Annotated in this window: 22 protein-coding genes; 5 read left to right on the top strand and 17 right to left on the bottom strand. The window is 62.1% G+C overall.

Annotation, left to right across the window (positions count from 1 at the left end; genetic code table 11):
* Positions 1 to 6: 6 nt before the first annotated feature.
* From FHR21_RS13890 to FHR21_RS21085, 7 genes are all read right to left on the bottom strand, one after another.
* A complete protein-coding gene (locus FHR21_RS13890) occupies positions 7 to 1,158 on the bottom strand; it encodes an acyl-CoA dehydrogenase family protein (protein WP_184099290.1) in 1,152 nt (383 codons plus the stop codon).
* 96 nt (positions 1,159 to 1,254) lie between these two features.
* The gene (locus tag FHR21_RS13885) at positions 1,255 to 1,986 is read right to left on the bottom strand and encodes an SDR family oxidoreductase (protein ID WP_184099288.1); all 732 of its coding nucleotides are present in this window, start codon (positions 1,984 to 1,986) and stop codon (positions 1,255 to 1,257) included.
* 18 nt (positions 1,987 to 2,004) lie between these two features.
* Positions 2,005 to 2,916: an SDR family NAD(P)-dependent oxidoreductase gene (locus tag FHR21_RS13880; protein WP_184099286.1), complete on the bottom strand. Its 912-nt coding sequence runs from the start codon at positions 2,914 to 2,916 to the stop codon at positions 2,005 to 2,007.
* A 13-nt stretch (positions 2,917 to 2,929) separates the two neighbouring features.
* Complete coding sequence (locus tag FHR21_RS13875) at positions 2,930 to 3,250, bottom strand: 2Fe-2S iron-sulfur cluster-binding protein (protein ID WP_184099284.1); 321 nt, start codon at positions 3,248 to 3,250, stop codon at positions 2,930 to 2,932.
* Between the two features lie 134 nt (positions 3,251 to 3,384).
* The gene (locus FHR21_RS13870) at positions 3,385 to 4,593 is read right to left on the bottom strand and encodes an acetyl-CoA C-acetyltransferase (protein WP_184099282.1); all 1,209 of its coding nucleotides are present in this window, start codon (positions 4,591 to 4,593) and stop codon (positions 3,385 to 3,387) included.
* Positions 4,594 to 4,610: 17 nt separating this feature from the next.
* Positions 4,611 to 5,156 (bottom strand): SDR family NAD(P)-dependent oxidoreductase, encoded by a 546-nt coding sequence (locus tag FHR21_RS13865; RefSeq protein ID WP_338113164.1) that lies wholly within the window; start codon positions 5,154 to 5,156, stop codon positions 4,611 to 4,613.
* Positions 5,057 to 5,323, bottom strand: coding sequence for a hypothetical protein (locus FHR21_RS21085; RefSeq protein WP_276569281.1), 267 nt, complete (start codon positions 5,321 to 5,323; stop codon positions 5,057 to 5,059). The genes FHR21_RS13865 and FHR21_RS21085 overlap by 100 nt, the downstream gene beginning before the upstream one ends.
* Between FHR21_RS21085 and FHR21_RS20900 the strand changes: the two genes are divergently transcribed.
* The gene (locus FHR21_RS20900; RefSeq protein WP_246427244.1) at positions 5,237 to 5,428 is read left to right on the top strand and encodes a hypothetical protein; all 192 of its coding nucleotides are present in this window, start codon (positions 5,237 to 5,239) and stop codon (positions 5,426 to 5,428) included. The genes FHR21_RS21085 and FHR21_RS20900 overlap by 87 nt on opposite strands.
* Positions 5,429 to 5,483: 55 nt before the next feature.
* Here FHR21_RS20900 and FHR21_RS13855 read toward each other — a convergent pair whose 3' ends face one another.
* The 3 genes from FHR21_RS13855 to FHR21_RS13845 all read right to left on the bottom strand — a co-directional run bounded on the left by FHR21_RS13855 (position 5,484) and on the right by FHR21_RS13845 (position 8,507).
* Positions 5,484 to 6,473 (bottom strand): LysR family transcriptional regulator, encoded by a 990-nt coding sequence (locus FHR21_RS13855; protein ID WP_184099276.1) that lies wholly within the window; start codon positions 6,471 to 6,473, stop codon positions 5,484 to 5,486.
* A gap of 74 nt (positions 6,474 to 6,547) precedes the next feature.
* Complete coding sequence (locus tag FHR21_RS13850; RefSeq protein WP_221235179.1) at positions 6,548 to 7,849, bottom strand: FAS1-like dehydratase domain-containing protein; 1,302 nt, start codon at positions 7,847 to 7,849, stop codon at positions 6,548 to 6,550.
* Positions 7,850 to 7,865: 16 nt separating this feature from the next.
* A complete protein-coding gene (locus FHR21_RS13845; RefSeq protein ID WP_184099274.1) occupies positions 7,866 to 8,507 on the bottom strand; it encodes a hypothetical protein in 642 nt (213 codons plus the stop codon).
* Positions 8,508 to 8,573: 66 nt separating this feature from the next.
* Here FHR21_RS13845 and FHR21_RS13840 point away from each other — a divergent pair, with 66 nt between their 5' ends.
* The 4 genes from FHR21_RS13840 to FHR21_RS13825 all read left to right on the top strand — a co-directional run bounded on the left by FHR21_RS13840 (position 8,574) and on the right by FHR21_RS13825 (position 12,444).
* On the top strand, positions 8,574 to 9,434 hold the full coding sequence (locus FHR21_RS13840) for a cytochrome P450 (protein WP_184099272.1): 861 nt from the start codon (positions 8,574 to 8,576) through the stop codon (positions 9,432 to 9,434).
* 88 nt (positions 9,435 to 9,522) lie between these two features.
* The gene (locus FHR21_RS13835; protein WP_184099270.1) at positions 9,523 to 10,377 is read left to right on the top strand and encodes an SDR family NAD(P)-dependent oxidoreductase; all 855 of its coding nucleotides are present in this window, start codon (positions 9,523 to 9,525) and stop codon (positions 10,375 to 10,377) included.
* A gap of 56 nt (positions 10,378 to 10,433) precedes the next feature.
* Entirely contained in the window at positions 10,434 to 11,291 is an 858-nt protein-coding gene (locus FHR21_RS13830; protein ID WP_184099268.1) for a MaoC/PaaZ C-terminal domain-containing protein, read from the top strand.
* A 22-nt stretch (positions 11,292 to 11,313) separates the two neighbouring features.
* Positions 11,314 to 12,444 (top strand): Gfo/Idh/MocA family protein, encoded by a 1,131-nt coding sequence (locus FHR21_RS13825; protein WP_221235178.1) that lies wholly within the window; start codon positions 11,314 to 11,316, stop codon positions 12,442 to 12,444.
* A 3-nt stretch (positions 12,445 to 12,447) separates the two neighbouring features.
* On the opposite strand, the gene FHR21_RS13820 is transcribed toward FHR21_RS13825, so the two are convergent.
* The 7 genes from FHR21_RS13820 to FHR21_RS13790 form a co-directional block, all read right to left on the bottom strand.
* A complete protein-coding gene (locus tag FHR21_RS13820; protein WP_184099264.1) occupies positions 12,448 to 13,650 on the bottom strand; it encodes an acyl-CoA dehydrogenase family protein in 1,203 nt (400 codons plus the stop codon).
* Positions 13,650 to 14,759 carry an acyl-CoA dehydrogenase family protein gene (locus tag FHR21_RS13815; RefSeq protein ID WP_184099262.1) on the bottom strand — a complete coding sequence of 370 codons (1,110 nt, stop codon included), beginning with the start codon at positions 14,757 to 14,759 and terminating at the stop codon, positions 13,650 to 13,652. The genes FHR21_RS13820 and FHR21_RS13815 overlap by 1 nt, the downstream gene beginning before the upstream one ends.
* A 224-nt stretch (positions 14,760 to 14,983) precedes the next feature.
* Entirely contained in the window at positions 14,984 to 15,193 is a 210-nt protein-coding gene (locus FHR21_RS13810; protein WP_184099260.1) for a ferredoxin, read from the bottom strand.
* The gene (locus FHR21_RS13805) at positions 15,190 to 16,185 is read right to left on the bottom strand and encodes an NAD(P)H-dependent flavin oxidoreductase (protein WP_184099258.1); all 996 of its coding nucleotides are present in this window, start codon (positions 16,183 to 16,185) and stop codon (positions 15,190 to 15,192) included. Before FHR21_RS13805 ends, FHR21_RS13810 begins: the two co-directional genes overlap by 4 nt.
* Entirely contained in the window at positions 16,182 to 16,976 is a 795-nt protein-coding gene (gene paaG, locus FHR21_RS13800; RefSeq protein ID WP_184099256.1) for a 2-(1,2-epoxy-1,2-dihydrophenyl)acetyl-CoA isomerase PaaG, read from the bottom strand. The genes FHR21_RS13805 and paaG overlap by 4 nt, the downstream gene beginning before the upstream one ends.
* A 7-nt stretch (positions 16,977 to 16,983) precedes the next feature.
* On the bottom strand, positions 16,984 to 17,991 hold the full coding sequence (locus FHR21_RS13795) for an acyl-CoA dehydrogenase family protein (protein ID WP_184099254.1): 1,008 nt from the start codon (positions 17,989 to 17,991) through the stop codon (positions 16,984 to 16,986).
* A 17-nt stretch (positions 17,992 to 18,008) separates the two neighbouring features.
* Entirely contained in the window at positions 18,009 to 19,166 is a 1,158-nt protein-coding gene (locus FHR21_RS13790) for an acyl-CoA dehydrogenase family protein (protein WP_184099252.1), read from the bottom strand.
* Positions 19,167 to 19,238: the final 72 nt, after the last annotated feature.

Raw genomic sequence — 19,238 nt, 5'->3', positions numbered from 1 at the left:
CCTCCGTCAAAAGCTTTTCGGAAGCTCCAATATGTGGGTCGCGACATGACTGAGGATCAGGTTCGTGCTGATCGGCGCGACCTGATAGAGCCGGGTTTCCCGGAATTTCCTTTCCACGTCATACTCCTCCGCGAATCCGAATCCGCCATGAGTCTGCACGCACATGTCAGCGGCGTACCAGCTCGCCTCTGATGCAAGCATCTTGGCCATATTCGCCTCGGTGCCGCTAGCATGTCCTTCGTCGAACATGCGGGCGGCCTTGTCGACCATTTCGGCTGCGGCGGAAAGCTGCACATAAGCGCGGGCAATCGGGAACTGGATCCCTTGATTCTCGCCGATGGGCCGTCCGAAAACACTGCGGCCGCGCGCGTAAGCCGAGGCCTTGTCGATGAAGAAGCGCCCGTCGCCGATACATTCCGAGGCGATGAGAATACGTTCCGCGTTCATGCCCGACAGGATGTATTTGAAACCCTTGCCCTCCTCGCCGACAAGATTCTTTGCGGGCACGCGCAGGTCGTCGAAAAACAGCTCGGTCGTGGCATGATTGAGCATGGTCCGGATTGGCCGAATGGTGAGGCCGTTACCGACAGCCTCGCGCATGTCGACAAGCAGCACGCTCATTCCATCCGACGGTTTCTTGCACTCTTCGCGCGGCGTCGTACGACACAACAGAACCATCAAGTCCGAATGTTCGGCGCGACTGATCCAGATTTTCTGTCCATTGACCACGAAATCATCACCGTCGCGCTTTGCAAAGGTACGAATGCGTGTCGTGTCGGTACCAGCGGTCGGCTCGGTCACCCCGAAGGCCTGCAGACGCAGTTCGCCCGACGCTACTTTCGGAAGGTAATTTTTCTTCTGCTCTTCCGACCCATGCTTGAGAACAGTCCCCATCGTGTACATCTGTGCATGGCAAGCGCCGCCGTTGCAGCCTGAGCGGTGGATTTCCTCGAGTACAGCGGTAGCCGCGCTCAGTCCGAGGCCCGAGCCGCCAAATTCCTCCGGGATAAGAACCGAAAGAAAGCCGGCCTCGGTCAATGCCCTGACGAATTCAGTGGGATAGGCTCGATCCCTGTCGAGTCTCTGCCAGTATTCGCCGGGAAAGTCGGCACACAAGCGCCTGACGGCTTCACGAATTTCGGGAAATGACTCGCTCAATGATCACACTCCGGATTTGCGGTTTCACGCGTGACATAGGGGGGCGGACACCCCCCTCCCAATCGGAATCAGCCCGCATTCAGGAAATTGCACCGCTCATCGGCCCTGCGGCGTCGCAGCAAGTGCCGCCGCCAGTTCGCGCCCTCGCAATGCTGCAAGCTCGCCACTGTCGCGATGCGTCAAAATCAGGAAATCTCCGGCCATTGCCCGGTCCAGCACATGCGCCATCCCGTTCGCCGGATCCATTCGACCACGCGAAGTCGCGCAGCCCGCAGGGTCGCTCCCCTCGCCCACAGGACGACCGATCGCACCGGGGCAGGCAACGCTGACCGAGACGCCCGTACCGGCAAGTTCGCTGCGTAACGTATCCGACAGGCTCACGAGCGCGGCCTTGGCGGCCGCATAGTCCCCATGTCGCGGCGCTGCGCCAAGGGCGGCCAGCGATGCTATATTGAGCACGCGCCCGCCACCCCGCTCGACCATCGCGGGCACGAAGCTGCGGATGCCGAGGAACGCACCGGTCAGCCCGGTATCGATCATCGCTCGCCATTCGTCGGCGTCCATCGCCAGCAGTTCCTTGCGTGCCGAGGGCGGGCAGGCATTGTTGACAAGGAAATCGATCGGACCCGCAGCCTCGACTACGGCGTTCCATGATCGCGCGTCGCTCACGTCGAGTGGCAGGCATACCAGAGCGGCGGGCGCGCCCAGCCATTCGCGCGCGCGCGCCAACGCCGCTTCCCTGCGGTCCGCAATCGCGACTTCAAAGCCACGGTCGAGAAGAAGCCTAGCAAGCGTGCGGCCCAGCACGCCCGCGCCACCGGTAATCAAGGCGCGGGACGGCACGGATCAAATGGGATCCCAGGCGAAAACGTCGCCCGAAACCTCCAGCTTGCGAAGATTCGATCGGATTGCGGGGAGATATTCGGTTGCGACCGTCTCGGTCGTCCAGCCCTCGCTGCGGTGGATTGACCGCACCGGACGCATCGGGTTGAACAGGAATATCTCGTTCTTGCGAACGCAGAAAACCTCGCCCGAAACTTCGCTGGCCGCGTCCGAACAGAGGAAAGCAACCATCGGCGCGACCTTGTCGGCGGTCATGGTCTTCAGTCGCTCCACGCGCTCCTTCGCCTCAGGCGTCTCAGCGGGAATACTCTCGGTCATGCGGCTCCAGGCAAAGGGCGCAACGCAATTCGAGCGGATGCCGTAACGCTGAAGGTCGAGCGCCAGCGAATTCGACAAACCGACCAGGGCCATCTTTGCGGCCGAGTAATTGGATTGACCTACGTTGCCGATGAGGCCCGACGTCGAGGTCATGAATACAAACGCGCCGCTGCCCTGCTCACGAAAATGCGGTGCCGCAGCCCGCGAGAGAAAGAAGGAGCCGTTGAGATGCACGTCGATTACCGCGCGCCAGTTTTCAAAGCTCATCTTGTGAAACATACCGTCGCGGGACACACCCGCATTGTTCACGACGGCATCAATCCGTCCAAAGCTGTTGATTGCATCGGAAACAATGCCGGCCGCACCAGCGGGGTCGGATACGCTCGCGAGATTTGCAATGGCCGTGCCGCCCGCAGCCTCGATTTCGGACACGACGGACTGGGCCGGCCCGTGATCCGTCCCCTCGCCCGAGAGCGACCCGCCGAAGTCGTTGACGACAAGCTTTGCACCCTGCGCCGCACATTCCCGGGCGAGCGCTCGACCGATGCCGCGGCCAGCGCCCGTGATCGCAATGACTTTGCCATCAAGCAGTCCCATGAAAATCCCCTCCTTAAAGCTGCGACTTGGGAAGGATGATCTCGACCCCGTCCATTTCGTCTGAAAGCCCGATCTGACAAGAGAGGCGGCTGCGTTCGTCGGGATCGACGGCCATTTCCAGCATCGCCTCCTCTTCCGCGCCCGCCGTGCCGACGCGGTCCTGCCATTCTTTCGGAACATAGACATGGCAGGTTGCGCACGACAGCGCGCCGCCGCAATCGGCGAGTATCTCGCCGATATTGCCGTCGAGCGCCGTTTCCATGATGCTGTTGCCGACCTGGCCTTCGACGACGCGGTCCTCCGCCCCTTCCTTCTTGAAGACAACCTTGACCATAATTCCTCGATTTTCCTTGCTCGCGCGTCACCATCGGAGCCGGTTCATAGATTGGGCATAATGGCACACCGCTCCGGGTGCCATTACGCCATCATCGGCACTATCGCGTTTCCCGCCTTAACCGGTCCACATGCTCAGGGCCGTTCGAAAACCGCTGCAATGCCCTGCCCGCCACCGATGCACATCGTCTCGAGGCCGCGTCTTGCACCGCTGCGCTCCATTTCGTGCAACATCGTCGTCATGATGCGGACGCCGGTGGCGCCGATCGGATGGCCAAGCGAGATGCCCGACCCGTTGGGATTGATCTTCTCCGACCATTCGCCGTCGGGGTCGATGCCCCACTCGTTGAGGCAGGCAAGGACCTGAACGGCAAAGGCTTCGTTGATCTCGAGAATGTCGATGTCGTCCCAACCGAGCTTGTGTCGTTCGAAAAGCCGGGCGACCGCACCCACCGGCCCGATCCCCATGCGCGACGGGTCGCAACCAAAGGCGGCCCATCCGGTAAACCAGGCCATAGGCTCAAGCCCCAACTCGGCGAGCTTTTCCTCGGCAACCACGAGGCAAGCGCCGGCAGCATCATTCTGCTGGCTGGAATTGCCGGCAGTGACGGTGCCGTTCTTCGAGATGGGGCGCAGCCCCGCCAACGTATCTGCAGTCGTGTCGGCACGAATGCCCTCGTCGCGGGCAAAATCGACCGGATCGCCCTTGCGCTGGGCGACGGGAACGGGGACGACTTCCCGGTCGAAGCGTCCCTCGGCCCAGGCCGCAGCGGCGCGCTGCTGACTCCGCGCAGCGAAGGCATCCGCGGCCTCGCGCGAGATCGAATAGTCGCTTGCAAGATTCTCGGCCGTCTCGATCATGCCGGAAATCACGCCGAACCGCTCCACGGGCTGCGAACGCTCGCGTCCCCTGTCGAGGCGATCGTGGAATGTCACGCTGCCTGCGCGGGCCCCACCGCGCATGTCGGTCGAATAATATTCGATGTTGGACATCGATTCGACGCCGCCCGCCAGCACGCAGTCCGCGGCGCCTGACTGCACCATCATCGCGGCGGTGGAAATCGCCTGCAGGCCGCCGCCGCAACGACGGTCGACCTGCATGCCCGGAACGCCGATCGGCAGACCCGCCGCCAGCGCGGCCCAGCGGCCGACGCAGGGCGCCTCGGAGTTGGCATAGCTCTGGGCGAGGACCACGTCCTCAATGCGGCCGGGATCGATTCCACTGCGTTCGATCACATTGCGAATGATGTGGGCGGCCAGTTCCTCTGCCGGCACCGGTGCCAAAGTGCCGAGAAACCGGCCGATCGGCGTTCTAAGCGGCGATACGATTGCAACTCTACGCATCAATGAACATCTCCAGGTCAGAAATCGGTGCCGCCGTCGATATTGGCGATCAGCCCCGCAGCATAAGCAGCACGGGCCGAGAGCAGAAAGACGATTAGCTCGGCAACTTCCGATGGATCTCCTATGCGGTTCAGCGCGACCTTCATCTCCATGGCCTGAAGCATGATGGTCTCGGCTTCTTCGCGCGAGATGTCCTGCCGTTCGGCGCGGAGAGCCGTCAGACGCTCGTCATAGCGGCCCGTGCGGATCGCGCCGGGCGCGACGGCATTCACCCTGACGTTGGTCGGGCCATAAGATTTTGCCAGTGATTTCACGAGGTTGTTGAGCGCGGCTTTGAACGCAGCATAAGCTGGGATGAAGGATTTGGGCGCACGGGCGGAATAGGCACTGGTAATCACAAAGCTCCCGCCGCCGTTTTCCGCCATGTGCGGCAGCGCGCTGCGCGCAGCCCGCATGGCAGCCATCAGCGAGTTCTGAAAATATTGTTCCCACTCGGTATCGTTGATGGCGACAAAATCGCGGGATGTGCCCATCCAGTAGTTGGTGACGGCCATGCCCGACAGCGGACCGAGCGCATCCGCGGCCCCGCCTCGACCGAACCGGACTGCGCACCGTCGGCGGACAAACAGATAATCCTGACCCGATGCATCGCGGCGAGGTCGTCGAACGCAGCAGCGGCAGCGTGAGCATTTCGGCTGATGACAGCGACATTCGCGCCTTCTTCGGCCAGCAGGCGCACGGTCTCGCGGCCCATCCCGCGCGAACCGCCCAGCACCGCGACATTGCGGTTCGCAAGACCCAGATCCATCCGAACTTTCCTGTCGCGGAACGATAGAAACGACGGGCGACGGCGCCGGGCCACCGGCCCGGTACCGCTCGCCAAGCGTCAATCAGGCGGCAACCTTGCGGGCCATTTCCAGCGAGCTTTCCGCCATTTCCCACAGCAGGATCTGCGAGGGCGTCTGCCGTTCCTTCAGACGAGCAAGATACTTGCGGCATGGCGGAAGGAAACTCACCGGGCGGCGCACGAAGTTCTGATTGTTGTACCGTTCTGCCGCATAACGGGTGCAGACCACCGGCTGAAGCCTGTCCTGAGCATAGGTCGCGGCGCTCTGGAACTCCGGGATCGGCTCGACGATCGCACCTGCATTCGACAGCGGCCTGTAATAGAGTTCAAATGCAGCGGGGTGATAGTTCGGCGACGGAATGACGAGTTTCATTCCCGCCACGTCCTGCTCCTCGATCATCGGCTTCGACGCCAGGATGTGATCCTTGGGGATCAGGAAACAGAACTCGTTCTCGCGCAGCAGCAGGAGGTCGAGATCGCTCTCGTCGAAGGGCGCGGACACGAAGGCCAGGTCGATCTTCGCAAGACGCAGTTGCTCCAGCAGCATCGGCGTCGGACCGCTGGTTACCTGCAGCCGGATGTTCTGATGACGATCGATGAACTCATCCATCAGTCGCGTGCGCAGCGGATCGGGAAAACTGAAAGGCAGGCAGCCGACCCGCAGCACGCCTTTCATGGACTCGCACAACGCCTCCGTCACAGCGCGCGTTTCCTCGACGAGCGTGGACAACCGCTGGACCGGTTCGAGGAGTATCCGGCCGGCGGCGGTGAGCTCGACATGGCGGGTGTTGCGGATAAACAGCGTGATCCCCAGCATCTCCTCGAACTGGCGTATCTTGTGCGAGAGCCATGACTGGTCGATGTTCAACTCGCGCGCTGCTTTCGTGAAGCTGAGATTGTCCGCGACGGCCCTGAAAAACAGCAGATATTCGACACTGAAAGCCGACGCACTCTTGGCCGAGTCGGAAACCGCAAGCTTCGAGCGCTTACCCGTCTTGTCCTGGGCCATCTTGCCGGATTGCATCCTTGCCATCTATTGCTCTCCTAATTCTCTTATCGTTTCTGTCCGCTCGTTCGCACTTTCCGCGCAATGTGATGTTTCGGGGGCTAGCGCGCCCGCGCCGCGCCCGCGCGCATCTTCGCTCCGGCGATCCGCATCTCCTCCTCCGGCTGCGGCAGGACGACAGGACCGAGTTCGCGGCTCGGCAAGATCACGGTCGCGGTCCCGGGCGCGGTGTTCTGGCCGCGCTGATTGGTCGAGGCCAGTTCCAGCTCGACAAGCCGGTGGGCGCCCTCCTCGCGCTTCGCGACGACCTTGCCCGAACAGATGGTTGTATCGCCCATGAAATTGAAAGCGCGGGACTGGCACGAGAATTTCCAGAGCCAGGCATCGTCGCCCATCCAGTTGGTGCAAAGATGAATCAGCCAGCTCGTGCGCATCTGGCCATAGTCATAGGAACTGGGCAGGCCGAGCTGCTGCGCCCGCTCATGATCCCAATGCACGCGCTGGACGACGTCGGGCACGCCGTGCGCATCCTCGACGTAGAAGGCCGGCATTTTCCGGCGCTGCTTGTAACCCAGCCCCAACGGGCCGATGCCGCTGGAGGACAGACCCATTCCCATGTGGTATGAAATAATCTCGACCATCGTCAGCGGCCCCTTGGCGAGCGGGATCATTTCCTCCCCAATCTCGACATCTTCCCAGAAACGGGGTTCCGCGCCGCGCCGAGTCTCGGCCTCATAGATTTCGTCAATCTTGGCGATATCGTCGGGCGTATAGGTCTGCCGTTTGATGCCGGCGTATTTCCCGCTCTTCTTCGTGCCGCCGCGCTCGGCCGACAGATAATGCTCTTCGCGCCTGCCGACCGGGATGCCGGCATGATTGACGTAAAGGTCGCGATACGTCTCGGTTACAGTCCGGCCGCCGCTGAACGAGGAGGATTCGTTGATCGATACATCGGACGTCACGCGCTCCACGAACAATTGCTGATCGGGATACAAAGGCTGCCACCAGGTCCAGTCGACGCCCGTGTAATATTTGCCAACGCCGCGAAACAGGCCCTTGAACAGCTCCTTCAACTCGCCGTCCGGCTTCGGCGTCAGGTTGACACCCGTCGTGTGCAGGAAAAGCGGCGGCGCGATCTGGTCACCCCAGCGGGTCTTGCGACCATAGCCGCGGTCATTGAAGAGCGGATTGTCGTCGCCGTAGTTGAACGCGAAATGACGCATGCTGTCAGGAGTGGCCCGCTCGTTGAAGGGCTTGTTATAGGCAAATTTCGGCACGCCCACCTGACGGCGCGCTCGCTCAATGTCTTCGTCGGTTAACCGGCCTGCGGTTGAATCAGCGTCAGCCATGCTCTCTCCTGAATACCCGATTGCAGGCCTCGCCTGCCGACCAGTCCCCGCCATCGGGCGGAACCGGGTTCTATTTAGGCGCATGCTGGGTCAAAACTGAAGTAGTGTCAACTATGAATTGATGAGGAATCCTCCTTGGATTCGCGATTATGGAGCTTCGCCTCATAATGGATGATATATGATAATAAATTGTTTTTAAATATATTATTTGGAACCTGCGCACGCTGCGCGCATGGGCGGGCAGTGATGGCGCGCCCGTGTCACTTGAAAACTGTAATGGCATCAGTAATGTGCGAAGTTGAACGAGTACCGGTGAACGCCGTGTCGGCCCCATCCGGAATGCAGCGTCTGCAGAGAGGAAAAGATGATGAGCGCACCGATGACCCATGAAGATCCGCGACGCGAGGGCCAGTGGAACATACCCGATCATGTTCCGGCAGAGCTCGTCCGCTTCCTCGATTTTCGCACCGGCCTTGGAGGCTGCCCGCACCAGCAGATCGCCGAGTTCCACAAAGGCCCCAAAATTTTCTATTCCCCGCTCAGCCACCAGGATCGCGGCGGCGAGGGAAAAGGTGCCTGGGTGCTCACTCGCGCCGAAGACATCCGCAAGATGCTGCAGGAAACAAATCTGTTCAGTTCGGCCGAGCCGCGCAGCTTCGCGATGGGCGAAAGCTGGAAACTGCTCCCGCTCGAAGTGGACCCGCCCGAGCATGCCCAGTACAGAGTTCCGTTGAACCCCCTGCTCTCGCCTGGCCGCGTCGCAAAGCTCGAGCCGCGGATGCGCGAGATGGCGGGTAAACTGATCGATGCGATCAAGGATAAGGGCGAATGCGAATTCATCCGCGCCTTCGGCGAGCAGATGCCGGTTCGCATCTTCCTCGAACTGATGGGAATGGCGGACGACGATCTCGAAAAATTCCGCAACTGGGCGGACATGATCGTGCACGACCGCGCCCGCCGCGGACAGGCCATGAGGGAAGTGAAGGCCTTTCTCGAGGAGCAGATTGCCGAACATCGCGCAAATCCGCGTCCCGGTACGCTGGTCTCCGATGTGATCGACTTCAAGGCCGACGACCGGCCATTCACCGACGAAGAAGTCATGGGTACGGTTTTCCTGCTCTTCATCGGCGGTCTCGACACCGTGGTCAGCTCGCTGACTTTCCACTTCCGCTACCTCGCCGAACATCCTGAGGCCCAAAAGCTGCTCCGTGAAGATCCGGCAAAGATCCCGGACGCGGTCGAGGAACTGTTTCGCGCTTTCCCTGTCGTGACGACCGGCCGGATCGTCAGCGCGGATACCGACATTTTCGGCGTCACGATGAAAAAGGGCGACATGGTCGCGGGCTCCACGCTGCTGTCGACGAGCGATCCCGAGGAGTTCGAAAACCCGGAAAAGATCGATCTCGGACGCAGCCCCAATCGGCACAACGCCTTTTCCTTTGGCCCCCACCGATGTCTCGGATCGCATCTGGCACGCCGCGAAATACAGGTCGCGATCGACGAATGGCTGAAGCGCATCCCGGAATTTTCGGTCGAGCCGGGCTTCGAACCCGAAACGCTGGGTGGCGGCGTGATGGGAATGAAAGAGCTCAGACTGGTTTGGGCCCCCAGGCAGGATCGGGTTCCAAGGGCCGGTTAAGGGGGCTCACGCCTCAGCAGACATGTTCCCGAATGTGACAGAGCCCGATGCTCGCGCCTATCGGAATGGGCGAAGGAGATTTGACGAAATGGGTTTGATCGATGGTAAAGTCGCCATTGTGACCGGCGCTGGCGCCGGGCTTGGGCAATCCTATGCCCGGGCACTTGCAGCCGAAGGCGCTTCGGTCGTCGTCAATGATTTTTCGGCCAAGGCAGCCGAAGCCACCGTGCAGGACATCGTCGCTTCCGGCGGCAAAGCTGCCGCGAATATTGCCGACGTCGGCAGTCTCGAGGGGGGGGCGAGCCTTCTCGAGACCGCGCTCGCTGCGTTCGGCAGGGTCGACATTCTCGTCAACAATGCGGGGATCCTTCGCGATGCCTCATTTGTGAAGATGGAAGAGTCGCAGTGGGAGGCGATCATGCATGTTCACCTCAAGGCGCTCTATGCCTCGACGAAGCCCGTCTTCGGTTGGATGAAGGACAATGGCGGCGGGGTTATCGTCAATACGACTTCGACTGCCGGTATCCGCGGCAATTTTGGCCAGACGAATTACGGAACGGCGAAATGCGGCACGATCGGCTTCACGAATTCGCTGGCGATCGAGGGTCGCAAATATGGCATCCGGGTGTGGAACATCGCGCCCGCCGCCGCAACCGCGCTGACCGCGCATATGCCCGATGAATATAAGAGGCAGTTCCATATCGACCGGGTGGCGCCGACGCTTCTCTACATGGTCAGCGAGCTATCGGGCGAACAGAGCGGGAAGACCCTGATGGCCGGGGGCGGATGGGTCGGCGAATGCCGGTTCGAGGTCCATGCGGGATATGTACCCGAAGAAGCGTTCAGCGCGCATGACATCGCGAGGGCAGCCGGGGAAGGCAAGATTTTCTTCCCCGAAAGGCCCGCGAAATGGGTCACGGCCTACGGACCGCAGGCCGAATAGAATCTGGACCGGGTCAAAGACCCGGCCGCCGGACCAGATTTGGGAGGATCCCCGCAATGCCGATAGAATATCCCGCAATCCTCGATCTGAAAGAGACGGGAAAGGAATATAGTTTCACCGACCGCGATACGATGCTCTATGCCCTCGGCGTCGGCATGGGAAGCGATCCGATGAACCTCGATGAATTGCGCTTCGTGTACGAGAAGGATCTGCGCGCGCTGCCGACGCTGGCGACGGTCGTGGCATGGGGCGCCGGCGTCCCGACCGACAAACTGGGCGTCGACTACAAGCTGGTCCTCCATGGCGAGGAAAAGACAATCCTGCATCGCCCGATGCCTGTAGAGGGCACGCTCGTCGCCGACAGCAGCGTAGTCGAAGTCTACGATAAGGGTGAGGGCAAGGGTGCGATCATCGTTCGCGAGACGGTGCTGCGCGACAAGGCGGACGGCGAAAAGATTGCCACTTTGCAGCGCACCATCTTTGCGCGCGGGGACGGCGGGTCGGGCGGGAACACCGGTCCGACGCCCGTGCCGCATGCCATCCCCGAACGCGAACCCGACAAGGTGGTCGAGTACAGGATGGCCGGAAACCAGGCCGCGATCTACCGCCTGTCGGGCGATCGCAATCCCCTGCACATCGACCCCGAGCGCGGACAAGCAGCCGGCTTCGATGGTCCGATCGTCCACGGCCTCTGCACTTATGGTTTCACCTGCCGCGCAGTGGTCGAGGCATTTTGCGGCTTCGATCCCGACAGCGTCGCGAGCCACGAGGCGCGTTTCTCGGCGCCGGTTTTTCCGGGCGACAGTCTTCGCGTGAAGCTCTGGAAGGAAGACGAGAAGACGATTTCCTTCGAAGCCGAGGTGCCCGAACGCGGTAAGACGGTGATCAGAAACGGCTTGACGAAATTGCGCTGATGCGGAACCAGCAACCCAGTCGATGTCACGGGCGTCGCTTGTGACCGGCAAGCTGAAAGTCGGCGTCGTCAGCGCGAATTGGGGAATGCGCGCGCATCTTCCCGCCTGGCACGCGACCGGCGGAGCCGAGGTTGTTGCGGTCTGCACCGCGCGCCGCGAAACCGCAGAGGCGGCAGCACGCGATTTTGGCGTCGCGCGTCCCTACTGGGACGCTTTCGCCATGTGTGCCGATCCAGACCTTGACATCATCGACATCGGGACGCGGCCCGACCTACGGATGCCAATGGTGCTTGCCGCGCTGGAACATGGCAAGCATGTCTTTGCCAGCGCGAATTTTGCTCCCGATCTCACCTCTGCCCGCCGCATGCGCGACGCGGCGCGTGCAGCAGGCACCGTCTGCGCGCTGGATTCGGTTTTCGCGTGGCAGGCGGCGCACCGGCAGGTCAAGCGCCTTGTCGAGACCGGCACGGCCGGGACACCCTTCGCCGTGAACGCGCGGCTTCACATAAGCCATTTCGCGACCCCGACCGCAGGCGGATCCGGCTGGAGGTGGTTCGGGGTGAAGAAGCATGGCGCGTCGGCCATGCGGAACCTTGGCACCCATTCATTGCATTTGCTGACATGGTTGCTCGGCCCGGTCGAGGCTGTCGTCGGCCAGACGATGATCGCGCGCAAGAAATGGGTGTTCGACGACGGAACCAGCATGCGCCCCGAGGTCGACGACACGGCACAATTGCTCCTGCGTTTCGCTTCGGGCGCGATGGGCACGCTTGCGCTGGGCTGGTCGTCGCCGGGCAAGAGCGGATGGCAGATGGAAATCTCGGGACAGGCGATGACGCTGATGACGCGGGACGATCAGGGTTTCGCCTGCGGGCCCCGCCTGGAGCTCCTTGGCGCTGGGAATGGCGACACCCTCCAGCCGCTGCAGATCGATCCTGACTTGGCCGAGCCGGCCGGCCTCTTCTTCTCCGATACGCCGGCAATTCCGCAGATATACGATATCGCCCCGGCGCTGCAGCAGATGCTGCGCGCGATCCGCGAAGGGGGCGTAGCCGTGCCCGACTTCGAAGCAGCATTTCATGTCGAAGCCATACTCGATGCCGCGCTGCGTTCCTCCGAAACCGGCCAATGGGCGAGCGTCCTTCGCGACTGAGGCTTACTTCGTCAGTGTGAAGGGCTTTCCTTTCTCGGGCTGCGGTCCCTTGGGAAGCCCGAGGACGCGTTCGGCGATGATGTTCCGGAGGATTTCGTCAGTCCCTCCAGCGATCCGGATCCCCGGCGCATGCAGCAGATCGTGATGAACTTCGGCTCTCAGCATAGAGAGTTCGGAATCGTCGACCAGTCCATAGAGTCCCTGTGCCTCGACCAGCAATCGCGACATCTCCTGAAGTTCGAAGGCCGTGACAAGCTTGCCTATCGAAGCCTCGGGCCCCGGGGTTTGCCCGCGCGACATGGCGGTAAGCGTCCGGTAGCGCGTCAATTGCACCCCGCGCGTGCGTATGTACCAATCGGCGAACGCGCCGCGGAAGGCGCCGTCGTCGGCGAGCGTAGCATCCCCCGCCGGCGTGCGGCGCGCAAGCGCGATCGTTTCTGCGGCAGAAATGCCGCGTTGTTTTCCGCCCTGCACCCGCTCGTTCATCAGCGCATATATCGCCACCTTCCAGCCTTCACCCGCATCCCCGAGGCGCTGGTCATCGGGAACGCGCACGTCGTTGAAGAAAACCTCGTTGAATTCCATCCCCCCCGACATCTGATGGATTGGCCGGACCTCGATACCCGGAGCATCCATCTTGACGAAAAAGGTCGTCAGCCCCTTGTGTCTCGGCTGGTCGGGATCACTTCGCGCAATGACAAGGCCGAAATCGGAATAATGCGCGCCGCTGGTCCAGACTTTCTGACCGCTGAGCACCCATTCGTCCCCTTCCCTCACCGCCTTGGCGCGAACGCCGGCGAGGTCGGAGCCGGCGGCGGGTTCGGAAAAAAGCTGACACCATATCTGCTCGCCCCGGATTGCCGGCGCGACAAGTTGCTGCTTCTGCTCTTTCGACGCGTAGCGAATGATAGTCGGAATGCACAATCCGAGACCGATACCGAAGAATGCGTCGGGTACGCCGCGCCGGGCTTCTTCCTCGCGGAAGATCACAGCTTCCATTGCCGTGCCGCCTGCCCCGCCCCATTCGCGATCCCATGTGATGCAGGCGAAGCCATGCTTCGCCTTGATCGCCTGCCACTTACGCTGGCGCTCCAGCCGCTCTTCCTCGCTGCCGGCCAGCGAGGGCAGATCATCGCGGTGGGCGTCTAGAAATTGCTGTGCGCGAGTGCGAAATTCGGCTTCGGCAGGCGTGTCCGAAAAGTCCATCAGTTCGAATCTCCGTCATGCATTTCCAGTGCGGCGAACAGACGGTCGCGCCACATGCGCGGCGAGCCGATCGCCATGTTGAGATGAAGCGCGCGGCGATAGAACAGATGCTGGTCGGCTTCCCAGGTAAAGCCGATGCCGCCATGGGTCTGGATCGATTCGCGCGCGGCGTACCACATCGCCTGGCACGCAGAAACGCGGGCAGCTGCGGCGGCGTGGGGCAGTTCATCGCTGTCCGCATCCAGTGCCCAAATGCCATAATAGGCGTTGGACCGCGCGATCTGGTTATGAACATAAGCGTCCGCCAATTTGTGCTTGATCGCTTGGTAACTGCCGATCTCCCGGCCAAAGGCGGAGCGCTCTTTCGCGAAGGCCACCGCCTGTTCGAGCGCCCGGTCCGCCCCGCCGATCTGTTCGAACGCGAGAAGTACCGCCGCCCCGTCGAGCAGGCGGTCGAGCAGCTCGGGGCCGCCGATCGGCTGGACGGGCACCCCTGAAAATTCGAGGCGGGCGATACCGCGCGACGGATCCAGACTGTCGATCGCCACGCGGCGGACCCCCTCGTGCACTAACGACGCAAGGAAAAGCCGCGGCGTCTCGCTTTCATCGCGCGCCCAGACCAGGGCATCGGTCGCGCACAGGCCGTCGATGACGGGCTGCTTGATGCCGGACAGCAAGCCGTTCTGAACGCGCGCCTCGACCTTCTTGCGAGACGGCTCCCCGGCTCCCTCGTCGATGGCGAGGCAGCCGATGCATTCGCCGGACGCAATGGCGGGAAGCTTCTCCCGCTGGATATCGCTGCCGGCGAGCATGATCGCCTCGGCCAGGAAGTAGACGGTCGATGCAAAGGGGACTGGCGCCAGCACACGGCCGAGTTCCTCGGCCAGCACGCAAAGATCGGTGCGACTCATACCGAGCCCGCCATGCTCTTCCGGCAAGGTCAGCGCGGTCCAGCCCTGGTCGACCAGGCCTTGCCACAGCGTCGCGTCATGGCTGCGCCCCTCGTCTTCGAGTACGCCGCGGACGAGCGCTAATGGGCATCGCGCTTCGAGGAACTTTCGCGCCTCGCCGCGAAGAATTTCCTGGTCTTCGGAAAAATCGAAATTCATCGCTTATTGTCCTACCCGTCCGTCTCGTTGGCCGATCAAAGGCAAAGCTTGGGTTCGGCGCATCGCCTCAGCGCTGGCGGATCGGTCACTCTCTCTCCCGGCTCCTCGGTAGAAGCAAGATCACACGTCCATGGTCGCGGTCGAGCAACGCGCCGCCATGCATCAGGCGGCGGCAAAGCCGCCGTCGATAATGAGTTGTGCCGCGAGGCCGATGCGGCCGATCATCATCGGCCATCCTCGTCGTCGATGGTAATAACTTTCTCCGGGCAGGCGCGCATGCCCCGGATCGCCTGCTTGCGAAGGCTCTCGTCCACTTCCTTGTAGGGGGTGGTGTTGAACCCGTTGTCGTCCAGCTCATAGACTTCCGGCGCGACGGCGGCGCAGCGAGCGTGGCCCACGCAACATTTCACATCGACTCGAATTTTGACCGTCATGCCTTTTCCTCCTCGCGCGAGACTGCTTCGGCAAGTCTGCCTCCCACGATATCGACTGCTTCGCCCACGATAGTTTCGATCAGTTCGCGCACCGTCGGGATAGTGTCGATGATCCCCTGCACCATCCCTGCGGTCCAGATGCCGTGCTGCGTATCGCCGTTTTCGAGCCCCTCTCGCCCCTTGGCACCTTTCACGAGGCTGGCAACCTCTTCGAAGGGCTTCCCTTCCGCCTCGATCGCGATCACCTTTTCGCTGATCGCGTTGCGAGCCACCCGGGCGGTGTTGCGATAGGTGCGGAAGATCAGCGCGGTGGCACGCTCGTCACCATCGACAAGCGCCTGTTTGAAGTTGCGATGGATCGGCGCCTCCTGGGTCGCGCAGAAGCGCGTGCCCATATTGATCCCGTCCGCCCCCAGCGCCAGCGCCGCAACAAGACCGCGCGCGTCGCCGAATCCGCCTGAAGCCAGCATCGGCACCTTCACCACATTGGCGGCTGCCGGAATCAGCACGAGGCCGGGAATATCGTCCTCGCCGGGATGCCCTGCGCATTCGAATCCGTCGATCGAGATCGCGTCTACACCCATGCGTTCCGCCGACAAGGCGTGCCGGACGGCAGTGCACTTGTGGATGACTTTCACGCCATGCTTCTTGAACGCGTCGACATGTTCCTGGGGCCTGTAGCCCGCGGTTTCCACGATCTTCACACCGCCATCGATGATGGCCTGCCGATATTCGGCGTAGGGCGGCGGATTGATCGACGGCAATATGGTGAGATTCACCCCGAACGGCCTGTCGGTCATCTCCCGGCATCGGTCGATCTCCTTGAGCAGATCGTCGGGAGTGGGCTGGGTCAGGGCCGTCAGAAAGCCGAGCGCACCCGCATTGGCGACTGCGGACGTCAGTTCCGCACGTCCGACCCACTGCATGCCGCCTTGGGCGATAGGGTGATCGACCCCGAAGGCCTGCGTAAAGCGGGTTTGTAAACGGCTCATGCGGGGCCTGCCCCCGTGAATTCGGGCACGCGTTTTTCCTTGAATGCGTTCACGCCCTCCCTGTAGTCGGGCGATAATCCGCATTGTTTCTGCATGTCGCGTTCGCGATCGAGCGACGCGTCCAGATCCGACGACCAACTCTCGCGTATGGCCCGCTTCGCCGAGCCCAGTCCGAATGTCGGGGCGGCGGCGAGTTTGGCGATGATCGCCTCCACCTCGGCGCCGAACTCATCGTCCGGGATCGCCTTCCAAATGAGGCCGTACGCGGCCGCCTGCTCAGCGGTCAGCCGCTCGTTCAGCAGCGTGAACGCCATGGCGCGGGCCTGTCCCATCAGCCGCGGCAGCATATAGGTGCCGCCCGAATCCGGAACGAGCCCGATAGCCGAAAACGCCTGTGCGAACTTTGCGGAGGCCGTGGCCACCACGATATCGCACGCTGCGGCGATGTTGACCCCCGCCCCCGCGGCAACGCCGTTCACGGCGCATACCACAGGGATCGGCAGCCCGACCAGCCGCCGCACCAGCGGATTATAATCATTCTGCGGGCCCTGCGAGAGATCGAGCGGGCCTGCATTCACATCACGGTCGCCAAGGTCCTGGCCGGCGCAGAATCCACGCCCCGCCCCGGTGATGAGCAACACCCGCGCATCGGCATCCCGTTCGATGCAGGTGAGCGCGTCGCGCACCTCCTCGTGCATTTGCGCATTGAAGCTGTTGAGCTTGTCGGGCCGGTTGAGGGTCAGGCGGTAAGCTCCATCCGTCACCGTCAATATTATCGTTTCGTAGGACATGCCAATCTCATGCAGGGGTCGGGAAAGTCAGGATGCGCCTGCGCTGTTCGCGGAGCGAACCCCACATCATGTCGGCGACGTGCGCGCGCTTGAGATAGTGGTGCACATTGGCCTCCGCCGTGAAGCCGAAGGCGCCGTGCACCTGGATGCAGTCGGCCGCATTCCTTACCGCGGTTTCGCAGGCGACGATCTTGCTCGCCGTCGCGTGGAAGGGCGTATCGGGCGATCCTTCATCCATTACCAGCGCGGCAAAGGATGCCTGACACAGTGCGGCTTCCGAACGGATCGCCATGTCGGCGCAGACATGCTTGATCGACTGGAACGCACCGATCGGCTTGCCGAATTGCTCGCGAATCTTGCTGTAATCCACGGCCAGATCGCGCGCGCCCTCGCTGACACCCACGGCATAGGCCCCCATCAACATCAGGGCGCGGTCGTGGATATTGTCGGTCTCTGCGGAAATGGCGACGCGCGGCGCGCCGGACAGCTTCGCGCGCTCGAGGACGAGGGCGCTGTCGGTCGAATTGACCCGGACGATTTCGCTGAACGCATCGCGCGGGTAAAGTGCAGCCCCCTCCTCGGACACGAGAAGGACCCACGCGGCCTCCTCGGCCTCGAACAGGTGATATTCGTCGGCAGCGCCGGCGGCGCCGCGCGAATTTGCGAGGCCGACCTTGATGCCGCCCGCCAGCAATTCGTCCCGAAGCGCATCTTCGCCTGCAAAAGCCGCGATTCGGGCCCCGAGCACCAGGCCGAAGATGCCGGGCGATACGAGGTGGTAGCCGAACTGCTGAAAGGCGAGCATTTCCTCCGCGGCGCTGAGCCCCACCCCGCCCCTGTCGTCGGGGAGCCCAAGCGCAAAGAAACCCAGCTCGCCCAGTTGCGGCCAAAGCAGGGCGTCCGGATTTCCGATGGCCCCGAACTCGCGCAGCCGGTCGACCGGCGCTTCGTTGCGGAGAAAATCCTTGATCGTATCGACGATTTGCTGCTGGTCGTCGGAAGGAAGCAAGTCCACGCTCTATTCTCCTGAAGTCAGCTGCGCGGCAAGCCGAGCACACGTTCGCCGATGATATTGCGCTGGATCTGGGACGTGCCCGCGGCGATCGTGGTCGCATAGGTTCGCAGATAGAAGTAGACCCAGTCGTCGTCTTCCGGATTCTCCAGTCCATCGGCACCGATGATGTCGAAGGCAAGCCGCCGGACGCGCTGCTGCACTTGGCCTACCATGGCCCGCATCAGCGATGCCATCGCCGGGCTCACGTCGTGCTGGGCGCGACTGACGACCATGTAGGTCATCGCGCGCGCCGCCGCCATATCGGCGCGAAGCTGCGCAAGCCTCGATCCGAATTCATCACCATCGAGAAACGCGGCGCCGTAGCGTTCGCGCGCGCGCGCGATCATCTCCTCGACAAGAAATGCGTAGCGGATCTGGTCCTTGATCTGTGCGGTTCCGCGCTCAAAGCCGAGCGTCGACATCGCGACCGACCAGCCGTTATTGAGTCCGCCCACGACATTCTTCAACGGCACGCGCGCCTCGTCGTAGAAGCATTGCACGAAATGCGTGTGATTGGGCGCCGTCATGATCTCGATCGGGCGAAGCTCCAGACCCGGCGTATTCATGTCGAAAATGACCCAGCTGATGCCCTTATGCTTGGGCGCTTCGGGATCGGTCCGGACCAGCAGTTCCTGCATGTCCGACAGATGACCGTGGCTCGTCCAGATCTTGGAACCGGTGATGACCAGTTCGTTCCCGTCGACATAGGCGCGGGTCTTCAGCGAGGCGAGATCGGACCCGGCATTCGGCTCCGAAAAGCCCTGGCACCAGATCTTCTCGCCGGAGAGGATCGAGCGCAGATGCTCTTTCTTCTGATCCGCATCGCCATGGGCAATGATGGTCGGACCGCCGTGATTGAGGCCGACGAAGCACAGATGATTGTCGGGCGCATTGGCGCGCGCATATTCCTCGTACCAGATCAGCTGGCGGGTGAGGCCCAGTCCCATGCCGCCATATTCCTCGGGCCAGGACACCCCCGCCCACCCCCCGTCATATTGGCATTTCTGCCATGCAAGATCATATTCGCGCATCTCGTCGCCGCCATGCGGACGACGTTCCTTGAAGACGTTCGCGTTCAGCCATTCGCGCGCCTCTTCGCGAAATTTCTGATCTTCTGCGGTAAATTTGAGATCCATGCGTCAACTGCCCCGTATCTGGCTTTCACCGCGGGTCTAGCTGGATTGCAATTGCGTTCCCAAAACGCGAAT

It is taken from the genome of Sphingopyxis panaciterrulae (assembly GCF_014199295.1).
Lineage (GTDB): Bacteria > Pseudomonadota > Alphaproteobacteria > Sphingomonadales > Sphingomonadaceae > Sphingopyxis > Sphingopyxis panaciterrulae.
This window is presented reverse-complemented; position numbering and strand designations above follow the sequence as displayed.